The organism is Streptomyces sp. 3330 (assembly GCF_031456635.1).
Lineage (GTDB): Bacteria > Actinomycetota > Actinomycetes > Streptomycetales > Streptomycetaceae > Streptomyces.
Genome location: NZ_JAVDVA010000008.1, coordinates 192,877 through 211,976 on the forward strand (window position 1 = coordinate 192,877; position 19,100 = coordinate 211,976).

The 19,100-nt window shown below is 72.0% G+C and carries 13 protein-coding genes and 2 pseudogenes; 14 read left to right on the plus strand and 1 reads right to left on the minus strand.

Features of this window, described 5'->3' with window-relative positions; all coding sequences use genetic code 11:
* Positions 1–529 precede the first annotated feature (529 nt).
* From ssd to J2X68_RS16260, 7 genes and pseudogenes are all read left to right on the plus strand, one after another.
* Positions 530–1,642, plus strand: coding sequence for a septum site-determining protein Ssd (ssd, locus tag J2X68_RS16230; RefSeq protein ID WP_310433245.1), 1,113 nt, complete (start codon positions 530–532; stop codon positions 1,640–1,642).
* Positions 1,639–2,847, plus strand: coding sequence for a TadA family conjugal transfer-associated ATPase (locus J2X68_RS16235; protein ID WP_310433246.1), 1,209 nt, complete (start codon positions 1,639–1,641; stop codon positions 2,845–2,847). The genes ssd and J2X68_RS16235 overlap by 4 nt, the downstream gene beginning before the upstream one ends.
* Entirely contained in the window at positions 2,840–3,706 is an 867-nt protein-coding gene (locus J2X68_RS16240; protein ID WP_310433247.1) for a type II secretion system F family protein, read from the plus strand. The genes J2X68_RS16235 and J2X68_RS16240 overlap by 8 nt, the downstream gene beginning before the upstream one ends.
* 40 nt (positions 3,707–3,746) lie before the next feature.
* Positions 3,747–4,541: a type II secretion system F family protein gene (locus J2X68_RS16245; RefSeq protein ID WP_310433248.1), complete on the plus strand. Its 795-nt coding sequence runs from the start codon at positions 3,747–3,749 to the stop codon at positions 4,539–4,541.
* Positions 4,542–4,803: 262 nt separating this feature from the next.
* Positions 4,804–5,013 carry a DUF4244 domain-containing protein gene (locus J2X68_RS16250; RefSeq protein ID WP_310433249.1) on the plus strand — a complete coding sequence of 70 codons (210 nt, stop codon included), beginning with the start codon at positions 4,804–4,806 and terminating at the stop codon, positions 5,011–5,013.
* Between the two features lie 58 nt (positions 5,014–5,071).
* Positions 5,072–5,413 (plus strand): annotated as a pseudogene (locus tag J2X68_RS16255) (TadE family type IV pilus minor pilin); the annotation flags it as partial.
* Positions 5,414–5,769: 356 nt separating this feature from the next.
* Positions 5,770–6,084: pseudogene (locus J2X68_RS16260) on the plus strand (Rv3654c family TadE-like protein); the annotation flags it as partial.
* A 40-nt stretch (positions 6,085–6,124) separates the two neighbouring features.
* On the opposite strand, the gene J2X68_RS16265 reads toward J2X68_RS16260, so the two are convergent.
* Entirely contained in the window at positions 6,125–8,818 is a 2,694-nt protein-coding gene (locus tag J2X68_RS16265; protein ID WP_310433250.1) for a DEAD/DEAH box helicase, read from the minus strand.
* Positions 8,819–8,899: 81 nt separating this feature from the next.
* On the opposite strand from J2X68_RS16265, the gene bldG reads away from it, so the two are divergent.
* From bldG to topA, 7 genes are all read left to right on the plus strand, one after another.
* Positions 8,900–9,241, plus strand: a complete 342-nt coding sequence (bldG, locus tag J2X68_RS16270; protein WP_009189842.1) for an anti-sigma factor antagonist BldG — start codon at positions 8,900–8,902, stop codon at positions 9,239–9,241.
* Positions 9,242–9,351: 110 nt separating this feature from the next.
* Positions 9,352–9,786, plus strand: coding sequence for an ATP-binding protein (locus J2X68_RS16275; RefSeq protein WP_310433251.1), 435 nt, complete (start codon positions 9,352–9,354; stop codon positions 9,784–9,786).
* A gap of 320 nt (positions 9,787–10,106) precedes the next feature.
* Positions 10,107–12,512, plus strand: coding sequence for a sodium-translocating pyrophosphatase (locus J2X68_RS16280; protein ID WP_310433252.1), 2,406 nt, complete (start codon positions 10,107–10,109; stop codon positions 12,510–12,512).
* Positions 12,513–12,705: 193 nt separating this feature from the next.
* A complete protein-coding gene (locus J2X68_RS16285; protein WP_310433253.1) occupies positions 12,706–13,308 on the plus strand; it encodes a small secreted protein in 603 nt (200 codons plus the stop codon).
* A 79-nt stretch (positions 13,309–13,387) separates the two neighbouring features.
* Positions 13,388–14,929, plus strand: coding sequence for a methyltransferase (locus tag J2X68_RS16290; protein WP_399040083.1), 1,542 nt, complete (start codon positions 13,388–13,390; stop codon positions 14,927–14,929).
* Positions 14,930–15,593: 664 nt separating this feature from the next.
* Entirely contained in the window at positions 15,594–15,791 is a 198-nt protein-coding gene (locus J2X68_RS16295; protein WP_310433255.1) for a hypothetical protein, read from the plus strand.
* Between the two features lie 329 nt (positions 15,792–16,120).
* Positions 16,121–18,967 (plus strand): type I DNA topoisomerase, encoded by a 2,847-nt coding sequence (topA, locus tag J2X68_RS16300; protein WP_310433256.1) that lies wholly within the window; start codon positions 16,121–16,123, stop codon positions 18,965–18,967.
* The last annotated feature ends 133 nt before the right edge of the window (positions 18,968–19,100 follow it).

Consider the following 19,100-nt stretch of genomic DNA (forward strand, 5'->3'; position numbering starts at 1 on the left):
AGAAGGCTCTCGGGTACACCATGGAAGTCACGGATCGTTCGCGACCGTGCTAACGCGGTCCGACTCCTCCCCCCCCGAGTCGGCCGTGAAGGCGACCCCCGCTCTCCCCCCCGGCGGGGGTCGTCGCATGTCCGGGCGGGTTTTCAGGTTCTGCACGCGGCCGTTGCGCCGCATCGAGGCGGCCTCGGCCGCCTCTTTCGTCTGCCCGCTCCTGGTCACCGTGCGTAGTCGTCGGACTCCTCTGCGGAAGTCGCACAGCAGATGGTGCGGGGCTCACCGGTATGGGTGACGGCGATATTCACAACCACTCGCTTGTCCACAGTTTTCCACCAAGATCCACATGATTTCCGGGCTAGCCGCACGGTGATTCCAACGCGTCCGCTCCGGGCCGGCTTCACACGGCCGGTTCCGTTTGCCGGGGGCGTTCGGCCGGATTCTGTCGGCCGTTCATATGGAGACCGGCTGCCGGTTCTTCACACGTTCGGGAATCGCGGGACCGCAGCGACTGCGCGCCCCGCAGTGAAGGGGGATGGAAATCGTGACCGGAGCCGTCACACACGACCCGCCGCCCACGACCGGAGGCGGACCGGGCAAGCCACTGATCGTCACGGAGGACGCGGAACTCCTCGACGATCTGCTGCGCCTGTGCGCCGCCGCGGGCGCCACACCGGAGGTGCACCACTCGGTGCCGGACCGCCGGGGGAGTTGGGAGTCGGCGCCGCTCGTCCTGGTCGGCGACGACGCGGCACGCCGGGTCCGCGGGGCCGCCCGCAGGCGCGGAGTCGTCCTCGTCGGGCGCGACCAGGACGACTCCGGGGTGTGGCAACGCGCCGTGGAGATCGGCGCCGACCACGTCCTGATGCTGCCGGACGGCGAACAGTGGCTGGTCGACCGCATCGCCGACGTCGCCGAGGGCGTCGGACGGCCCGCGCTCACCGTCGGCGTCATCGGCGGCCGCGGCGGCGCCGGAGCGTCCACGCTCGCGTGCGCCCTCGCCGTCACCTCCGCGCGAGAAGGGCTGCGCACCCTGCTGGTCGACGCCGATCCGCTCGGCGGCGGACTCGACGTCCTCCTCGGCGGCGAGAGCGCGGAGGGCCTGCGCTGGCCCGCGTTCGCCGCCTCGCGCGGGAGGGTCGGCGGCGGCGCTCTGGAGGAATCGCTGCCCAGGCTGCACTCGCTGCGGGTGCTCAGCTGGGACCGCGGCGACTGCGTGGCCATCGCGCCCCAGGCCGTACGCGCGGTGCTGGCGGCGGCCCGGCGCCGGGGCGGCACGGTCGTCGTCGACCTCCCGCGCCGGATCGACGACGGCGTCGCCGAGATCCTCGCCCAGCTCGACCTCGGGCTCCTCGTGGTCCCCGCCGAACTGCGCGCCGTCGCGGCCGGCAAGCGCGTGGCCTCCGCCGTCGGCATGGTGCTGCGCGACCTGCGGGTGGCGGTCCGCGGCCCCTACGCCCCCGGACTCGACGACAGCGAGGTCGCCCGACTGCTCGGCCTGCCGTTGGCCGGCGAGGTGCCCGTCGAGCCGGGGCTCCTCCGCCCGGACGGCGGCAAGGCGCCCCCCGGGGCGACCGCGCGCGGGCCGCTCGCCCGCTTCTGCAAGGAGTTCTGGGAGCGCGCGCTCACCGAGGCGGGTGGCTCATGAGCACGCCGGCCGCCCTCGAACGGGCGAAAGGATCCGGGACACTCCTCGACGGCGTACGGCAGTGGCTCGCCGACAGCGGGGCCGAACCGACACCCGCGCGCGTGGCGCAGGCACTCCGCGAGCAGGGGCGGGTCCTGGGGGACGCGGAGGTCCTCGGCGCGGCCGAGCAACTGCGGTCCGAACTGATCGGCAGCGGGCCGCTGGAGCCATTGCTCACCGACCCGAGAGTGACCGACGTCCTGGTGTCCGCGCCCGACCGGGTCTGGGTCGACCGCGGCGGCGGCCTGGAGCTGACCGGCGTCTCCTTCCCCGACGCGGCCGCCGTACGGCGCCTCGCGCAGCGTCTGGCCGCCGTGGCCGGACGGCGCCTGGACGACGCGCGGCCCTGGGCAGACGCCCGGCTGCCCGACGGGACCCGCCTGCACGCGGTGCTGCCCCCGGTCGCCGTCGGATGCACCTGCCTGTCGCTGCGCGTCGTACGGCCCCGGGCGTTCACGCTCGGCGAGCTGGTGGCCGCGGGCACCGTGCCGCCGGGCGGGGACAGGGTGCTGCGGGACCTGATGCGGGCGCGGCTGTCCTTCCTGGTCAGCGGCGGCACCGGCAGCGGCAAGACGACCCTGCTGAGCGCGCTGCTCGGCCTGGTCGGGCCGGGGGAGCGGATCGTGCTCGCCGAGGACTCGGCGGAACTGCGACCGGATCACCCGCACGTCGTCCGCCTGGAGACCAGACCCGCCAACCAGGAAGGAGCAGGGCTGGTCACGCTGGAGGACCTGGTACGGCAGGCCCTGCGGATGCGGCCCGACCGGATGGTCGTGGGAGAGGTGCGCGGGCCGGAGGTGGTCCATCTGCTGGCCGCGCTCAACACGGGCCACGAGGGCGGCTGCGGGACCGTCCACGCCAATGCCGCGGCGGACGTCCCCGCCCGGCTCGAGGCCCTCGGCACGGCGGCCGGGCTCGATCGGACCGCGCTGCACAGCCAGTTGGCGGCGGCCCTGTCGGTGGTGCTGCATCTCGTGCGCGATCCCGCCGGGCGGCGGCGGATCGCCGAGGTGCACGTGCTGGAGCGGGACCCGTCCGGGCTGGTGCGGACCGTGCCGGCGCTGCGGTGGCGGGCGGACGCCTTCGCCCGTGAGCGGGGATGGGAGCGGCTCCAAGAGCTCCTGCGGGGCGAGGGGAACGAAGGGACGGGCGGGCGTGATGAGTGAGATGCCGATGGCCGCGGCCGCGGCCGTGGCCTGTGCCGGAGCGGCGGCCTGGCTGCTGGGCGGACACCACCCGGGGGCCAGGCGGGCGCAGTTGCTCCTGGCCGGCGGCGGCGCGGCGGGCAGCGGGCCCCCGTCCTGGCGGCAGCTCACCGGCGAACTCCGCAGGCTCCGTGGACGCTGGCGACCCGAGTGGTGGGCGCCGGTCGCCGGCCTCGTCCTGGCGGTGCTGGGGGGTTCGGTGCTGCCGGTCGTCGCGGGGGCGGCCGGGGTGCCCCTGCTGCGCCGGGCGCGGCGCGCCGCCGAGATCCGGCGCGCGGGGGAGCGCCGGGGGGACGCGGTCATCGCGCTGTGCGCGGCGCTGGCCGGGGAGGTGCTCGCCGGGCGGCAGCCGGGGGAGGCGTTGCGGCGGGCCGCCCAGGACTCCGGGGGCCTGGGCGCGGCGCAGCCCGCGGTGCTGGCGGCGGCACGGTTCGGCGGGGACGTGCCCACGGCGCTCGCGGCCGCCGCCCGGCAACCGGGTGCCGACGGCCTGCTCGGACTCGCCGCGTGCTGGCGCGTGGCGGTGGACCAGGGCGCCGGTCTCGCCGCCGGACTCGACCGGCTGGAAGCCGCATTGCGTGCGGAACGCGATCAACGTGCGGATCTGCGGGCCCAGTTGTCCGGACCGCGCACCACGGTGGTGATGCTCGCCGGTCTGCCGGTCCTGGGCCTTCTGCTGGGCGCCGCGCTCGGGGCGGACCCGCTGCATGTCCTGCTGCACACCGGAGCCGGGCTGGGCTGCCTGCTCGTCGGCGGAGTGCTGGAGGGCGTGGGGACGTGGTGGGCCCTGCGGATCGTCCGCCACGCGGCGGCGACGTGAGGACGACGAGAGGGAGGCGGGCGATGTGGACGGAGCAGCCATGAGTGCGGAAGTTGTCCACAGGCTGGGGGCGGCCGTGGGGATCGTGACGGCCTTCTGGGGGCTGACGCGGTGGTGGGAGACCGCGTCACGCCGACGCTGGGCACGGCGGCGCGTGACCGAGCTGCTCGTATCGGATCGGGCGGCGACCGTCCGAGGGGCCGGGCTGTGGAAGACGGTACGGCGGTGGCTTCCCGACGTCCTGGTGGTCGGTGCCGGATGGATCCTGGTCGGTGGTGTCGCCGGTCTCGTCCTGGGGCTGATCGGTGCGGCGGGACTGGGTCGTTGGCGCCGTCGGCAACAGGCGGCGGTGGGCGCGGACGCGATGAACGAGGTGGAGAGCCGGCTCGCCGCGCGCCAACTCCCGCTCGCGGCAGACCTGCTGGCCGCATGCATCGCCGCCGGAGCCGGTCCCGTGATCGCGGCGCAGGCCGTGGGGGAGGCGCTGGGTGGTCCCGTGGGGGAGGGGCTGGCGCGTGGCGCGGCCGAGGTGCGGTTGGGCGGTGAACCGGCCATCGCCTGGCGGAGGTTGGCGTCGATACCGGGTGCCGCGGGCCTGGCCAGGTTGCTGGAGCGGGCCGACGTCTCGGGACTGCCCGCCGCCGGACCGGTCGCCCGGCTCGCCGCCGACACCCGAGCCGACTGGACGCGCGCCGCGACGACCCGGGCCCGGCGGGCGGCCGTCATGGTCACCGTGCCGGTGGGGCTGTGCTTCCTGCCCGCCTTCATCGCGGTGGGTGTGCTGCCCATCGTCATCGGGCTCGCGGGCGGGGTGCTGGGAGGAGGTGGTCGATGAGGGCGCGGACGACGTGAACACCGAGGGTGACGGCTCGGGTGCACAGGCGGCGAAGAGCCTGCCGTCGGCCATAGACCATCGGGCGGCTGACCGGCTGACCGGCTGACCGGCTGAGCGGCTGAGCGGCGAGTGGTCGAAGGACCCCTGAGAAGCAGGACCGAACCGGCGCCAGAAGCAGAACCAGACCAGAAACAGAACCAGACCAGAAACAGAACCAGAACCAGAACAGAGATCAACGCAACGGAACCTCACGGGGGTTGAGATGTACAAAGCGGTGTGGGCGAGGCTGAGCGCCCTGGTGTGCAGGATGCGTGCGGCGCGCGATGACGCGGGGATGGTGACGTCCGAGTACGCGATGGGGATCGTGGCGGCCGTGGGATTCGCGGTGCTCCTCTACCAGGTGGTGACGAGCGAGGTGGTCGCGGCTCAGCTCCAGGCCATCGTGAAGCGGGCACTCAGTGCGGGGGCGTGAGCGCGGACGGGGACGCCCACGGGGCCGTGGACGGCAGCCTCGGCGCGCGAGCCGGTGGGTGTGCGCCGGGGACCGGGGGTTCGTGACGGCGGAGTCGGCCGTGGTGCTGCCGGTGCTGGTGGTGTTCGCGACGGCGCTGGTGTGGGGGCTGTTGGTGATGGCGGCCCAGATCCGGTGTGTGGACGCGGCGAGGACCGGCGCCCGCGCGGCGGCCCGGCAGGATCCGGCCGACGCGGTCCTGGAGGTGACCCGCGCGACGGCGCCGCGCGGAGCGGAGGTGACGGTCAGCAGGGAGGGCGACCAGGTCCGTGTCGTGGTCGTGGCCCGGCCGCCGGCGCTGCGTGGCCTCCCTTTCGAGGTACGGGAGGAGGCCGTCGCGGCGGCGGAGGAGGGCGTAGGGGCGACGGAGCCGACCGCGGGGACGACCGAGGACACCGCGAGGGCGACCGAGAAGGCCTCGGAGACGAAGGAGAAGACCGCAGGGGACGCCACAGGGGCGGCTGAGACGGCCGTGGGAGGGGCGGAGAAGGCTCAGGGCGTGCCGGGTGGTGCCCGCGCCTCAGAGGCCCCCCGAGGCGCGCCGGACCACACCGACGCGGCAGATGACCGCCAAGGCATGCAAGGCGTCCCCCGCGGGGCCCCGGACCACCCGCGTGCACCAGATGGCCCAGACCCACGAGGCGCGCTGGACGCCCCTCCAAGGGCGGCGGCGGACGCCGGGCACGGGCAGTCGTCGGGAGACCTGCCGTGAGCGGCATGGCACGTGCAGGCGGGGCGGCCGTGTGGGCCCGGGTCCGCGGAGGACGTGACGGGGAGACGGACCGGGGCTCCGCCACCGTCTGGAGTGTGGGGGCGATCGCCGTGCTGTGCGTGGTGTTCGGGATCTTGCTCGCGCTCGGACAGGCGGTGGCGGCCCGGCATCGCGCCGCGGGCGCCGCCGACCTCGCGGCGCTCGCGGCCGCCGATCACGCCGTGGACGGCCCCGCGCGTGCCTGCGACCGGGCCGAGCGGGTGGCCGGGGCGCAGGGAGCGCGACTGGTGCGGTGCGTGGTCGTCGGTGAGGTCTCGGACGTGACGGCGGCGTCGGGACGGGGGCTGTTCGCGACCGAGGTCAGGGCGCGGGCGGGGCCTGCCGACGTGGTGCCGCTCCCGCAGATGCCCCTGCGGTCGCACCCGTCCCCGCCTCCGGACCCCGCTCCGGGTCGGTCGGCGGCTCCGCCTCCTCCTGGGGCTTCTCACCTTGAGCCGTCTCCTCCGGTGCCGGCTCCTCCTGAGGCGCCCCCACCCGAGTCACCCCTTCCCGGGCTGGCGCCTCCGGAGGTGTTCCCTGCCGATCCGTGGCCTCCCGAGCCGTCTCCTCGGGAGCCTCCCGCAGGAGTTCCGTGAGCAGTCGTACGGCTCCTCGCTTGTGCAGTGGGTCGTTGCCGTTGCCGCACTTGGGGGACTGGATGCAGGACGGGCAGCCGGCGTCGCACTCGCAGGAGGCGATGGCCTGGCGGGTGGCCGTCAGCCAGGCGCGGGCCGTGTGGAAGGCCCGCTCCGCGAAGCCCGCGCCGCCGGGATGGCCGTCGTAGACGAAGACCGTCGGCAGCAGGGTGTCGGGGTGGAGGGGGACCGAGACGCCGCCGATGTCCCAGCGGTCGCAGGTCGCGAAGAGGGGCAGCATGCCGATCGAGGCGTGTTCGGCGGCGTGCAGGGCCCCGCCGAGGATCTCGGGGTTGATCCGGGCCGCGTCCAGCTGGTCCTCGGTCACCGTCCACCACACGGCACGTGTGCGCAGCGTACGAGGAGGGAGGTCGAGCTTCGACTCGCCCATGACCTCACCCGTGATGACACGTCGACGCAGGAAGGAGACGACCTGGTTGGTGACCTCGACGGAGCCGTAGCACAACCGGCCCTGGCCCCAGGGGATCTCGACGTCCGTCTCCAGGACGGAGATCGACGTCGTGTCGCGGGCCACCGTCGAGTACGGGGGGTTGGCCTCCTCGACGAGGGCGACGGAGTCCTCCAGGTCCAGCGACCGCACGAGATACGTGCGGCCCTGGTGGAGGTGGACGGCGCCCTCGTGGACGGCGGTGTGGGAGGAGCCCGCGTCGACCGTGCCGAGCAGCCGGCCGGTGCCGGCCTCGACGACCTGGACGGGCCGGCCGCCCTCGCCCCGGATGTCCGCGAGGTCGGCGGCGCGTTCCCGGCGGGTCCAGTGCCACGCCCTGGTCCGGCGGCGCAGCAGCTTCGCGGCCTCCAGTTGCAGCATCAGCCCCTCGGCCTCGGGGCCGAACAGGGCCAGATCCTCGTCGGTCAGCGGGAGTTCCGCGGCCGCCGCGCACAGGTGCGGGGCCAGGACGTAGGGGTTGTCGGGGTCGAGGACGGTCGACTCCACCGGGCGGTCGAACAGCGCTTCCGGGTGATGGACCAGGAAGGTGTCCAGCGGGTCGTCCCGGGCGACGAGCACCGCCAGCGCGCCCTGTCCGGCCCGCCCCGCACGGCCGGCCTGCTGCCACAGGGACGCGCGGGTGCCCGGGTAGCCGGCGATCAGGACGGCGTCGAGTCCGGAGACGTCGATGCCGAGCTCCAGGGCGGTGGTCGCGGCGAGGCCGAGGAGCTCGCCCGAGTGCAGGGCCTGTTCCAGGGCGCGCCGTTCCTCGGGGAGGTAGCCGCCGCGGTAGGCCGCGACACGCCGGGCCAGTGAGCGGTCGACCTCGGCGAGGCGTTCCTGGGCGATCACCGCGATCAGCTCGGCGCCCCGCCGGGAGCGGACGAAGGCGACGGTGCGCACGCCCTGGACGGCGAGGTCGGTGAGCAGATCGGCGGTCTCGGCGGTGGCGGTACGCCGGACGGGTGCGCCTTTCTCGCCGACCATCTCGGTGAGCGGAGGCTCCCACAGGGCGAACACCAGTTCACCGCGGGGCGAGGCGTCGTCGGCGACCTCGACCACCGGGAGGCCGGTGAGGCGGCCGGCGGCGACGGCGGGTTCGGCGGCCGTGGCGGAGGCCAGCAGGAAGACGGGCGAGGCGCCGTAGCGGGCGCACAGGCGACGCAGCCGGCGCAGCACATGGGCGACGTGGGAGCCGAACACGCCGCGGTAGGTGTGGCACTCGTCGATGACGACGTACTTCAGGGACTTCAGGAAGGAGGACCAGCGGGGGTGGGACGGGAGGATCCCGCGGTGCAGCATGTCCGGGTTGGTGAGGACGTAGTTGGCGTACTGGCGGATCCACTCCCGCTCCTCGAACGGGGTGTCGCCGTCGTACACGGCCGGCCGGACAGCGTTGCCCAGCGGTTGTGAAAGTTCCTTCACGGAGCGGCACTGGTCCGCTGCCAGGGCTTTGGTGGGGGCCAGGTAGAGGGTGGTGGCCCCGCGGCCGTTCGGAGCCTCGGAGCCGTCCAGGAGGGCCGAGAGGACCGGGACGAGGTACGCCAGGGACTTGCCGGACGCGGTGCCCGTGGCGACGACCACCGACTCGCCGTCCAGGGCGTGCTCGGCGACCCGGGCCTGGTGGGCCCACGGGTCCTCGATGCCGCAGGCCTGCACGGCCGCGATGACCTCGGAGCGAATCCGGTCCGGCCAGACGGCATGGCGGCCCGCACGCGGGGGCAAGTGCTCCGTATGAGTGATGCGCGATGCCCGGCTCGGTCCCGGGGCGAGCCGGTCCAGAACCGCGCCCGGGGGCAGGCGGGGCACGGCCTCGGACGAGGATCGATCGGATCGGTGATTCTTGGCCATCGGCACCGAGTGTGTCACTGGCGTGACGGACAATGGAGCCAAGGCGTCGTGCACGCCTGCCGGTAAGTGATTGAATGCCATGGCGGCTGGCGTACCGTCCCGGGGACTCCTGCCCAGGTGTTCCGAGGGGCGACCGCTCGATAGCAAGGTGCTGGAGGATCCGTGGACCTGTCTCTGTCGACCCGTACCGTCGGCGATCGTACGGTCGTCGAGGTCGGTGGCGAAATCGACGTATATACCGCGCCCAAGTTGCGCGAGCAGCTGGTCGAGCTGGTGAACGACGGGAATTTCCACCTCGTCGTCGACATGGAGGGCGTGGACTTCCTCGACTCCACCGGGCTCGGCGTGCTGGTCGGCGGACTGAAGCGGGTGCGCGCCCATGAGGGCTCGCTCCGTCTGGTCTGCAACCAGGAGCGTATTTTGAAGATCTTCCGCATTACCGGTCTGACCAAGGTGTTCCCGATCCACACCTCGGTCGACGAAGCGGTCGCTGCCACCGACTGACCATGTCGTCCCGGGCCCGCGCGGCCCGGCACGGCTGGTTGAACAAAGAGGGGGTCCGGGCTTGGTCGCCCGGCCCCCCGACAGCACGCCCGTAGTTCCGAGGGGGACGCATGGCCACCGTTGAACTCCGCTTCAGCGCGCTGCCCGAGCATGTCAGGACCGCCCGGCTGGTGGCGGCGGCGGTGGCGCGCAGGGCCGGAGTGGACGAGGCCGTCCTAGACGAGGTCAGGCTCGCCGTCGGCGAGGCCTGCACCCGTGCTGTCGGACTGCATCAGGCCGGCGGCATCACCGCGCCGGTGAAGGTGTCGCTGATCGAGGAGGAGAAACAGTTCTCCATCGAGGTCGGCGACGAGGCGCCGCGCTCGGCCCCCGGTGACCGGGCGCCCGGCTCCGGCGCGGGCGTCGACGTGGAGGCCGAGGAGGACGAGATGGGCCTGGCGGTCATCAGCGGTCTCGTCGACGACGTCGAGGTCTCCGCGGGCCGGCACGGCGGACTGATCCGCATGACCTGGCCGACCACGCCGGCGACCGCGACGCTGTCCTGACCGAACCTCGCGATTCGTTCACCCGAAGGGCCCTACCTCGTAGGGCCCTTCGGCATGTGCGGACCTCCGCGACCGCGCTTACAGTGGTTCCGTGAAATGAATCTTGAAATCTCGGTGCGGCGAATCTCGGCACAGTGAATCTTGACATGAATTTCGTGAATCAATTCACGAAGCCGAATGCCCTGAAGGCATTACCGAGCGAGATCGTGCGGGTTTTGCCTGCGAAGGCGAATTCCGCTTGCCGCACACTGTTTTGATCAGGTTCCGGTACCTACAATCCGTCCACATCTTGAGCTCAGCCCAAGCGTCAAGGAGGACGAATGGCGGGGCTTCCTACCCCTCATCGGTTGGACCACTCCACAACCTTCGCAGCCGCAGTGCTGACCGACGGCAACCGCCTGCTCGTGGTGGTCATCGCGGTCGTGGCACTGGCCGCGCTCGTGGTTGCGGGCGTACTGGTGCGCCAGGTGCTCGCGGCGGGCGAGGGCACCGAGAGCATGAAGAAGATCGCGGCAGCGGTCCAGGAAGGCGCCAACGCGTATCTGTCCCGACAGTTGCGCACACTCGGTGTATTCGCCGTCGTCGTGTTCTTCCTGCTCTTGCTGCTGCCCGCGGACGACTGGAATCAGCGCGCCGGACGATCGATCTTCTTCTTGATCGGTGCCGGGTTCTCCGCAGCCACCGGATATATCGGCATGTGGCTGGCCGTGCGCAGTAATGTGCGCGTCGCCGCGGCCGCGCGGGAGGCGACTCCGGCGGCGGGCGAACCGGAAAAGGATCTCACCGCCGTCTCGCACAAAGCAATGAAGATCGCATTCCGCACGGGCGGCGTCGTCGGCATGTTCACGGTGGGGCTGGGTCTGCTCGGCGCCGCCTGCGTGGTGCTGGTGTACGCGGCCGACGCGCCGAAGGTGCTGGAGGGATTCGGACTCGGCGCGGCCCTCATCGCCATGTTCATGAGGGTCGGCGGCGGCATCTTCACCAAGGCCGCCGACGTCGGCGCCGACCTGGTCGGCAAGGTCGAGCAGGGCATTCCGGAGGACGATCCGCGCAATGCCGCGACCATCGCCGACAACGTGGGCGACAACGTCGGCGACTGCGCGGGCATGGCGGCCGACCTGTTCGAGTCGTACGCCGTGACCCTGGTCGCCGCGCTGATCCTCGGCAAGGCGGCCTTCGGCGACGCCGGGCTCGCCTTCCCGCTGCTCGTTCCCGCCATCGGCGTGGTCACGGCCATGATCGGCATCTTCGCGGTCGCGCCGCGGCGTACCGATCGCAGTGGCATGACCGCGATCAACCGGGGCTTCTTCATCTCCGCGGCGATCTCGCTCGCGCTGGTCGCGGTGGCCGTCTTCCTCTATCTCCCCGGCAAGTACGCCGACCTCGACGGCGTCACCGACGCGGCGATCCAGGGCAAGAACGGCGACCCGCGGGTCCTCGCCCTCGTCGCGGTGGCGATCGGCATCGTCCTGGCGGCGGTCATCCAGCAGTTGACGGGCTACTTCACCGAGACGAGCCGCCGGCCCGTGCGCGACATCGGCAAGTCGTCGCTCACCGGCCCCGCGACCGTCGTCCTGGCCGGCATCTCCGTGGGCCTCGAATCGGCCGTCTACACCGCCTTGTTGATCGGCCTGGGCGTGTACGGGGCGTTCCTGCTCGGCGGTACGTCGATCATGCTGGCGCTGTTCGCGGTGGCGCTGGCCGGCACCGGCCTGCTCACCACGGTCGGCGTGATCGTCGCCATGGACACCTTCGGGCCGGTCTCCGACAACGCGCAGGGCATCGCCGAGATGTCCGGGGACGTCCAGGGCGCGGGCGCGCAGGTGCTCACCAACCTCGACGCCGTCGGCAACACGACCAAGGCCATCACCAAGGGCATCGCCATCGCCACCGCCGTCCTGGCGGCGTCGGCGCTCTTCGGGTCGTACCGGGACGCCATCACGACCGGTGCGCAGGACGTCGGGGAGAAACTCTCCGGCGCGGGCGCGCCGATGAGCCTGATGATGGACATCTCGCAGCCCAACAACCTCGTCGGCCTCATCGCGGGCGCGGCGGTCGTCTTCCTCTTCTCGGGGCTGGCGATCAACGCGGTGTCGCGGTCGGCGGGTTCCGTGGTGTTCGAGGTGCGGCGGCAGTTCCGCGAGCACCCCGGGATCATGGACTACAGCGAGGAACCCGAGTACGGCAAGGTCGTCGACATCTGCACCCGGGACGCCCTGCGCGAGCTGGCCACTCCCGGACTGCTCGCCGTGCTGGCGCCCATCTTCATCGGGTTCACCCTCGGAGTCGGCGCCCTCGGCGCGTTCCTCGCGGGCGCGATCGGCTCCGGCACGCTCATGGCCGTCTTCCTCGCCAACTCCGGCGGCGCGTGGGACAACGCCAAGAAACTCGTCGAGGACGGTCACCACGGCGGCAAGGGCAGCGAGGCCCATGCGGCCACGGTCATCGGGGACACGGTCGGCGACCCCTTCAAGGACACCGCGGGTCCCGCCATCAACCCGCTGCTGAAGGTCATGAACCTCGTGGCGCTGCTCATCGCACCCGCCGTGATCAAGTTCAGCTACGGAGAGGACAAGAGCATCGGCGTGCGGATCCTGATCGCGGTCCTGGCGCTCGCGGTCATCGTCGTCGCGGTGTACGTCTCCAAGCGGCGCGGGATCGCCGTGGGTGACGAGAACAACGCCGATTCGTCGTCCAAGTCCGCCGATCCGGCGGTCATTTCGTAGGCCGTTCACCGGTGCCCAGCTCAAAGGGCGGGCGGGTGACGCGCGTTGTCGCGTCACCCGCCCGTTGTGTGAGGTGTGTGCCCGAGCCGTGAGCCTTCTCTCTCCTGGTGCAAATGGCTGTAATAACCTACATAGCGGACATTCGTTCTGGGGTTCTCGCACCGATGCCGTGTATGTTCCGGGGCCGAGAGCCATGGAAGGGACCAACCCGGTGAACAAGAAGCTCGCGGCCATGGTGTCCGGCGGTGCGGTACTGGTACTGGCGCTGTCCGGATGCAGCAGTGACGACGACGGCAACAAGGAGCTCGACGCCTGGGCCAAGCAGGTCTGCGACGCGCTGCCTGCCCAGGACGCGAAGGTCGACGCGGCCAACGCCGCCATCAAGCAGGCCGCCACGGACAACAACGCCCCGGCGAACGTCCAGAAGACCGACTCCCAGGCCTTCCAGGACATGTCCGACGCCTACGGAGCGCTCGCCCTGGCCGTCAAGAAGGCCGGGACGCCGCCGGGTGTCGAGGGCGGCGAGAAGAAGCAGAAGGACGCCGTCTCGGCGCTCACCACTCTCTCCACCTCCTACGCGGGCCTGAAGAAGCAGGTCGACGCGCTGGACACGAAGGACCAGGCGAAGTTCGCCGACGGCCTCCAGGACATCGCCACCGACCTCGGCGAGCTCAGCAAGAGCGGCAACACCGCGCTGAAGAACCTCGAGCAGGGTGACGTCAAGAACGCCATGGCCAACCAGGCCAGCTGCAAGAAGGTCGCCTCCTCCGCCTCGGCCCGTGCGACGACCAGCTGAGCCGGCGCGTCCGGGGGCGATCCGGCGGAACGCGCGCCGGGTGCTGAGGGGAACGCGCGCCGACGGGTGACGGGAGACAATGGGGGGCGTGAGTAACGCCACCCTCTCCCCCCTGCCCTCCGCCGACCGCCCCGACGTGGCCGCCCGGCTGCGCGAGGCGCTGCTCGCGGCCTCCTTCACCGCGGACGGTCTCCTCGAACTGCTCGGCGCGCCCGCCTACGCCGCCCTGGCCCGCAGCGAGACCGTGCCCGCGCTGCGCGCGACCCGCGGGGACACGCCGCTGGAGACCCTCGTCCGCCTCTTCCTGCTCCAGCAGCCCGTGTCGCACGCGCGCGTGGAGGAGTTCCTGCCCGTACACGCGTGCGTGGAGAGCGGCTGGCTGGTCCCCACGGGTGAGGACGAGGTCGCCGCGACCGTGGACGTACGGCCGTACGGCGGGCCGGCCGACGAGGACTGGTTCATCGTGTCCGACCTCGGGTGCGCGGTCGGCGGCGCGGGCGGCAGCGGGAACGAGGGCGGCCAGGCCGACACGGCCGTGGTGCTCGGCGTCGGCGGCGCGTCGACGACCCTCGCCGGCATCACCGTGCGCACGCCGGTCTCCGCCGCCCTCGATCTCGGCACCGGCTCCGGCATCCAGGCGCTGCACGCCGCCCAGCACGCCACGCGCGTGACGGCGACCGACCTCAACCCGCGGGCGCTGCACATCACCGCGCTCACGCTCGCGCTGTCCGGCGCTCCGGCGGCGGACCTGCGCGAGGGCTCGCTGTTCGAACCGATCCGGGACGACGAGACGTACGACCTGATCGTGTCGAACCCGCCGTTCGTGATCTCGCCGGGCGCCCGGCTGACCTACCGGGACGGCGGGATGGGCGGGGACGATCTGTGCCGCTCGCTCGTTCAAGGAGCGGGGGAACGGCTGAGCGAGGGCGGGTTCGCGCAGTTCCTCGCCAACTGGCAGCACGTGGAAGGGGAGAACTGGCAGGACCGGCTCAGGTCCTGGGTGCCGCGCGGGTGCGACGCGTGGATCGTGCAGCGCGAGGTGCAGGACGTCACGCAGTACGCGGAGCTCTGGCTGAGGGACGCCGGTGATCACCGGGGCGACCAGGCCCGGTATCAGGCGCACTACGACTCCTGGCTGGACGAGTTCGAAGCGCGCAAGGTGAAGGCCGTCGGCTTCGGCTGGATCACCCTGCGCAGGACGACGGCCGCGGAGCCCGTGATCACCGTGGAGGAGTGGCCGCACGCGGTGGAACAGCCGCTGGGCGACGCGGTCCTGGCGCACTTCGCACGGCTGGACTACCTGCGGGCCCACGACGACGCGGCGCTGCTGGCCGGGCGCTTCCGGCTGGTGACCGAGGTCGTCCAGGAGCAGGTCGGGCTGCCCGGCGCCGAGGACCCGGAGCACGTCGTGCTGCGCCAGCACCGTGGGATGCGCCGGGCCACCAAGGTCGACACGGTCGGCGCGGGCTTCGCCGGCGTGTGCGACGGCTCGCTGAGCGCCGGTCGCATTCTCGACGCCATCGCCCAACTGGTCGGCGAGGATCCGGTGTTGCTGCGGGACCGCACTCCGGCCCAGATCCGCCTTCTGGTGGAGCAGGGTTTCCTCGAACCGGCCGAGTGACCCGACCTGATCCGGACGACCCCGAACCGTCGGAGCGGGCTCCCGGACACCGTCCGAAAATTCACCCCCGGGAGGGCGCGGCGACGACGCCTTCCGGACTGACCCCGGGACGTTTCGAGGGCCTTGCCCCCGGGACGTTCCGGGACTTCACCCGGAAATGTTCCGGAGCTTCGCCCGGCCACGCGCCGCACCGGCCACGCGGGTCACGCGGGTCCGCTCGGGCCGGATCTTCGCCGCTCTCCCTGTCCTCTTCGCTCTCGGCACGGATTCGCCAAGATCGTATGCAGTGTGAGCCGATCGACAGCGATGAGCACGGCGACCACGGCGACCACGGCGACCAGGGCGACCACGGCGACCAGGGTGATCGCCGCGATGACCGCGACCACCGCGAAGACGGCCGGAAAGGCCCGCACCCCGGCCCGGTGTGCCCCATCGCACTCCGGGCTCGCTCAGCGCCGTGCCCCGAGGGGCGCCCGCAGGTCGCGTCCCGGCACGTCCAGCGCGTCCCGGCGGGTCTCGACGGACCCCTCCGGCGGCTCGCCGGGATCTCCGACCCCGCCCGTGGGCCTGGCGTTCACCTCGGGTTCGCCGGGGCGCCGCCCGCGCGTGACAGCCTCCCGGGGCCGGGGCAGGCGCGGGCCGAGGAAAAGGGGCGGGGACGACAATGGAGAGCGGGCCGACGATCTTCACGGGAACGGTGTTCGCCCTGTTCGGGGGCGCACTGCTGATGTGGACGGCGATCCGGGTGCGACACCGTGAGCCCGTGGCCGAAGATGTGAGCCCCGTCGCATCGGCGGCCCTGGCGACCCTGGCCTCCGTCGGAGCGCTGGCGGTCGGGGTGTGGTGCTTCACCCGGCTCTGAAGCCGGCGCCGTGACCACCGGGGGGACCACCCACGGAGCCGACTCCGGGGCCGCCTTCGCGGATCTCGCAGGACCCCCGTTCGAACCGCGTGGACGCGGTCCCGCCGGTAAAGGGGAAGACGGGTTCCGGTCGTAGGGAAAAGGGCCGGTCGGCACTCCGGGCGGCAGGAATGGCGGTAGTCGGGTTACCGTTCGAGTGGCCGTTGCGGGCTTTTCCCGTTTGACACGGGGGCGGGATGTACCGTCACACTCCGCAGCGTCACCATGACCCGACCCCGGGAGCAAGGCCTGGGTGAGGCCCCCAGCGTCGACCGGAGAGAAGAGCGAAGTTGTCCCCGACCAGCGAGACCGCGAAGGGCGGCCGCCGACTCGTGATCGTCGAGTCGCCTGCCAAGGCGAAGACGATCAAGGGTTACCTCGGCCCCGGCTACATCGTCGAGGCCAGCGTCGGGCACATCCGTGACCTTCCCAACGGCGCCGCGGAGGTGCCGGACCAGTACACGGGCGAGGTCCGCCGTCTCGGGGTGGACGTCGAACACGACTTCCAGCCGATCTATGTGGTCAACGCCGACAAGCGGGCGCAGGTCAAGAAGCTCAAGGACCTCCTCAAGGAATCCGACGAGCTCTTCCTCGCCACGGATGAGGACCGCGAGGGCGAGGCGATCGCCTGGCACCTCCAGGAGGTCCTCAAGCCGAAGATCCCGGTCAAGCGGATGGTCTTCCACGAGATCACCAAGGACGCGATCCGGGCCGCCGTCGCCAACCCGCGCCAGCTCAACCAGAAGCTCGTCGACGCCCAGGAGACCCGCCGCATCCTCGACCGCCTCTACGGCTACGAGGTCTCGCCGGTCCTGTGGAAGAAGGTCATGCCGCGCCTGTCGGCCGGCCGTGTCCAGTCCGTCGCCACCCGTCTCGTGGTGGAGCGGGAACGCGAGCGCATCGCGTTCCGTTCCGCCGAGTACTGGGACCTGACGGGCACCTTCTCGACCGGCCGCGCCGGGGATCCGTCGGACCCGTCGTCGCTGGTCGCCCGCCTTCAGAGCGTCGACGGCAGGCGGGTCGCGCAGGGCCGCGACTTCGACTCCCTGGGACAGCTCAAGAGCGCGAACATCCTCCACCTCGACGAGGCGAACGCCCGCGCCCTGGCCGCCGCCCTGGAGAACACGCGGTTCGCCGTCCGCTCCGTCGAGTCGAAGCCGTACCGCCGCTCGCCGTACGCCCCGTTCCGTACGACGACGCTTCAGCAGGAGGCCAGCCGCAAGCTCGGTTTCGGCGCGAAGGCCACCATGCAGGTCGCGCAGAAGCTGTACGAGAACGGCTACATCACGTACATGCGTACGGACTCCACGACGCTGAGCGAGACGGCCATCACCGCCGCCCGCGCCCAGGTCACGCAGCTGTACGGCGCCGACTACCTGCCGCCGCAGCCGCGCACGTACGCCGGCAAGGTCAAGAACGCGCAGGAGGCGCACGAGGCGATCCGCCCCTCGGGTGATCGTTTCCGCACGCCCGCCGAGACGGGTCTGACCGGCGACCAGTTCAAGCTCTACGAGCTGATCTGGAAGCGGACGGTCGCCTCGCAGATGAAGGACGCGACCGGCAACAGCGTCACGGTGAAGATCGGCGGCGCCGCGGCCGACGGCCGGGACGTCGAATTCAGCGCCTCCGGCAAGACGATCACGTTCCACGGCTTCCTGAAGGCGTACGTCGAAGGCGCCGACGACCCGAACGCCGAGCTGGACGACCGCGAGCGCCGGCTGCCGCAGGTCGGCGAGGGCGACCCGCTGACCGCCGAGGAGATCACGGTCGACGGGCACGCCACCAAGCCCCCGGCCCGCTACACCGAGGCCAGCCTGGTCAAGGAGCTCGAAGAGCGCGAGATCGGCCGCCCGTCGACGTACGCGTCGATCATCGGCACGATCCTCGACCGCGGCTACGTCTTCAAGAAGGGCACGGCACTCGTGCCGTCCTTCCTGTCCTTCGCCGTGGTCAACCTCCTGGAGAAGCACTTCGGCCGGCTGGTCGACTACGACTTCACCGCCCGGATGGAGGACGACCTCGACCGCATCGCCCGCGGTGAGGCGCAGGCCGTGCCGTGGCTGAAGCGCTTCTACTTCGGCGAAGGCGCGGGCCACGGCGGCGCGGCCGACGCCGGCAACGGCGACGGGGACCACCTCGGCGGCCTCAAGGAGCTGGTGACCGACCTGGGCGCGATCGACGCGCGCGAGGTGTCGTCGTTCCCCGTGGGCAACGACATCGTGCTGCGGGTCGGGCGCTACGGCCCCTACATCGAGCGCGGAGAGAAGGACGCCGAGGGCCACCAGCGGGCGGACGTGCCCGAGGACCTGGCCCCGGACGAGCTGTCCGTCGAGCTCGCGGAGGAGCTGCTCGCCAAGCCGAGCGGCGACTTCGAGCTCGGTGCCGACCCGGAGAGCGGCCACCAGATCATCGCCAGGGACGGCCGCTACGGCCCGTACGTCACCGAGGTGCTCCCCGAGGGCACCCCGAAGACCGGCAAGAACGCCGTGAAGCCGCGTACGGCCTCGCTGTTCAAGTCGATGTCGCTGGACACGGTGACGCTGGCGGACGCCCTCAAGCTGATGTCGTTGCCGCGTGTCGTCGGCGTCGACGCGGAGGGCGTGGAGATCACCGCGCAGAACGGCCGCTACGGCCCCTACCTGAAGAAGGGCACGGACTCGCGGTCGCTCCAGACCGAGGACCAGCTCTTCACGATCACCCTCGAAGAGGCGCTGGAGATCTACTCCCAGCCCAAGCAGCGTGGCCGTGCCGCCGCCAAGCCGCCGCTGAAGGAGCTGGGCGCGGACCCGGTCAGCGGCCAGCCGGTCGTCGTCAAGGACGGACGCTTCGGGCCGTACGTCACCGACGGGGAGACCAACGCGACCCTGCGCTCCGGTGACAGCGTCGAGGAGATCACCCCGGAGCGCGGCTTCGAGCTGCTCGCCGAGAAGCGCGCCAAGGCGCCGGCCAAGAAGACGGCCAAGAAGGCGCCCGCGAAGAAGGCGACGGCGAAGAAGGCGGCCCCGGCGAAGAAGACGGCCGCCAAGAAGACCGCCACGAAGACGACGACGGCCAAGAAGACGACGGCCAAGAAGACGACGGCGAAGACGGCGGCCGCGAAGAAGGCGGCGGCCTCACCGGCTTCGTCGGAGGACTGACCGCACGGCCGGTCGCCCGGCTGGTCGGTCGGCCGGCCGTCCGGCTCGGCGACCGAGGGATCGGGTGCCCGTCGGGACGACCGGCGGGCCGCCCGATCACCGCGGAGTTCGGTCGCCGTTCCTCAACGGCGGT

What these genes read in the sequence shown, in the direction of transcription:
- J2X68_RS16280 (WP_310433252.1), top strand. Translation starts at nt 10,107, where the DNA reads ATGGCGGGGCTTCCTACCCCTCATCGGTTGGACCACTCCACAACCTTC.
- J2X68_RS16240 (WP_310433247.1), top strand. Translation starts at nt 2,840, where the DNA reads ATGAGTGAGATGCCGATGGCCGCGGCCGCGGCCGTGGCCTGTGCCGGA.
- J2X68_RS16265 (WP_310433250.1), bottom strand. Translation starts at nt 8,818, where the DNA reads ATGGCATTCAATCACTTACCGGCAGGCGTGCACGACGCCTTGGCTCCA.
- J2X68_RS16295 (WP_310433255.1), top strand. Translation starts at nt 15,594, where the DNA reads ATGGAGAGCGGGCCGACGATCTTCACGGGAACGGTGTTCGCCCTGTTC.
- J2X68_RS16250 (WP_310433249.1), top strand. Translation starts at nt 4,804, where the DNA reads ATGTACAAAGCGGTGTGGGCGAGGCTGAGCGCCCTGGTGTGCAGGATG.
- J2X68_RS16235 (WP_310433246.1), top strand. Translation starts at nt 1,639, where the DNA reads ATGAGCACGCCGGCCGCCCTCGAACGGGCGAAAGGATCCGGGACACTC.
- ssd (WP_310433245.1), top strand. Translation starts at nt 530, where the DNA reads ATGGAAATCGTGACCGGAGCCGTCACACACGACCCGCCGCCCACGACC.
- J2X68_RS16290 (WP_399040083.1), top strand. Translation starts at nt 13,388, where the DNA reads ATGGGGGGCGTGAGTAACGCCACCCTCTCCCCCCTGCCCTCCGCCGAC.
- J2X68_RS16285 (WP_310433253.1), top strand. Translation starts at nt 12,706, where the DNA reads ATGGAAGGGACCAACCCGGTGAACAAGAAGCTCGCGGCCATGGTGTCC.
- J2X68_RS16275 (WP_310433251.1), top strand. Translation starts at nt 9,352, where the DNA reads ATGGCCACCGTTGAACTCCGCTTCAGCGCGCTGCCCGAGCATGTCAGG.
- J2X68_RS16245 (WP_310433248.1), top strand. Translation starts at nt 3,747, where the DNA reads ATGAGTGCGGAAGTTGTCCACAGGCTGGGGGCGGCCGTGGGGATCGTG.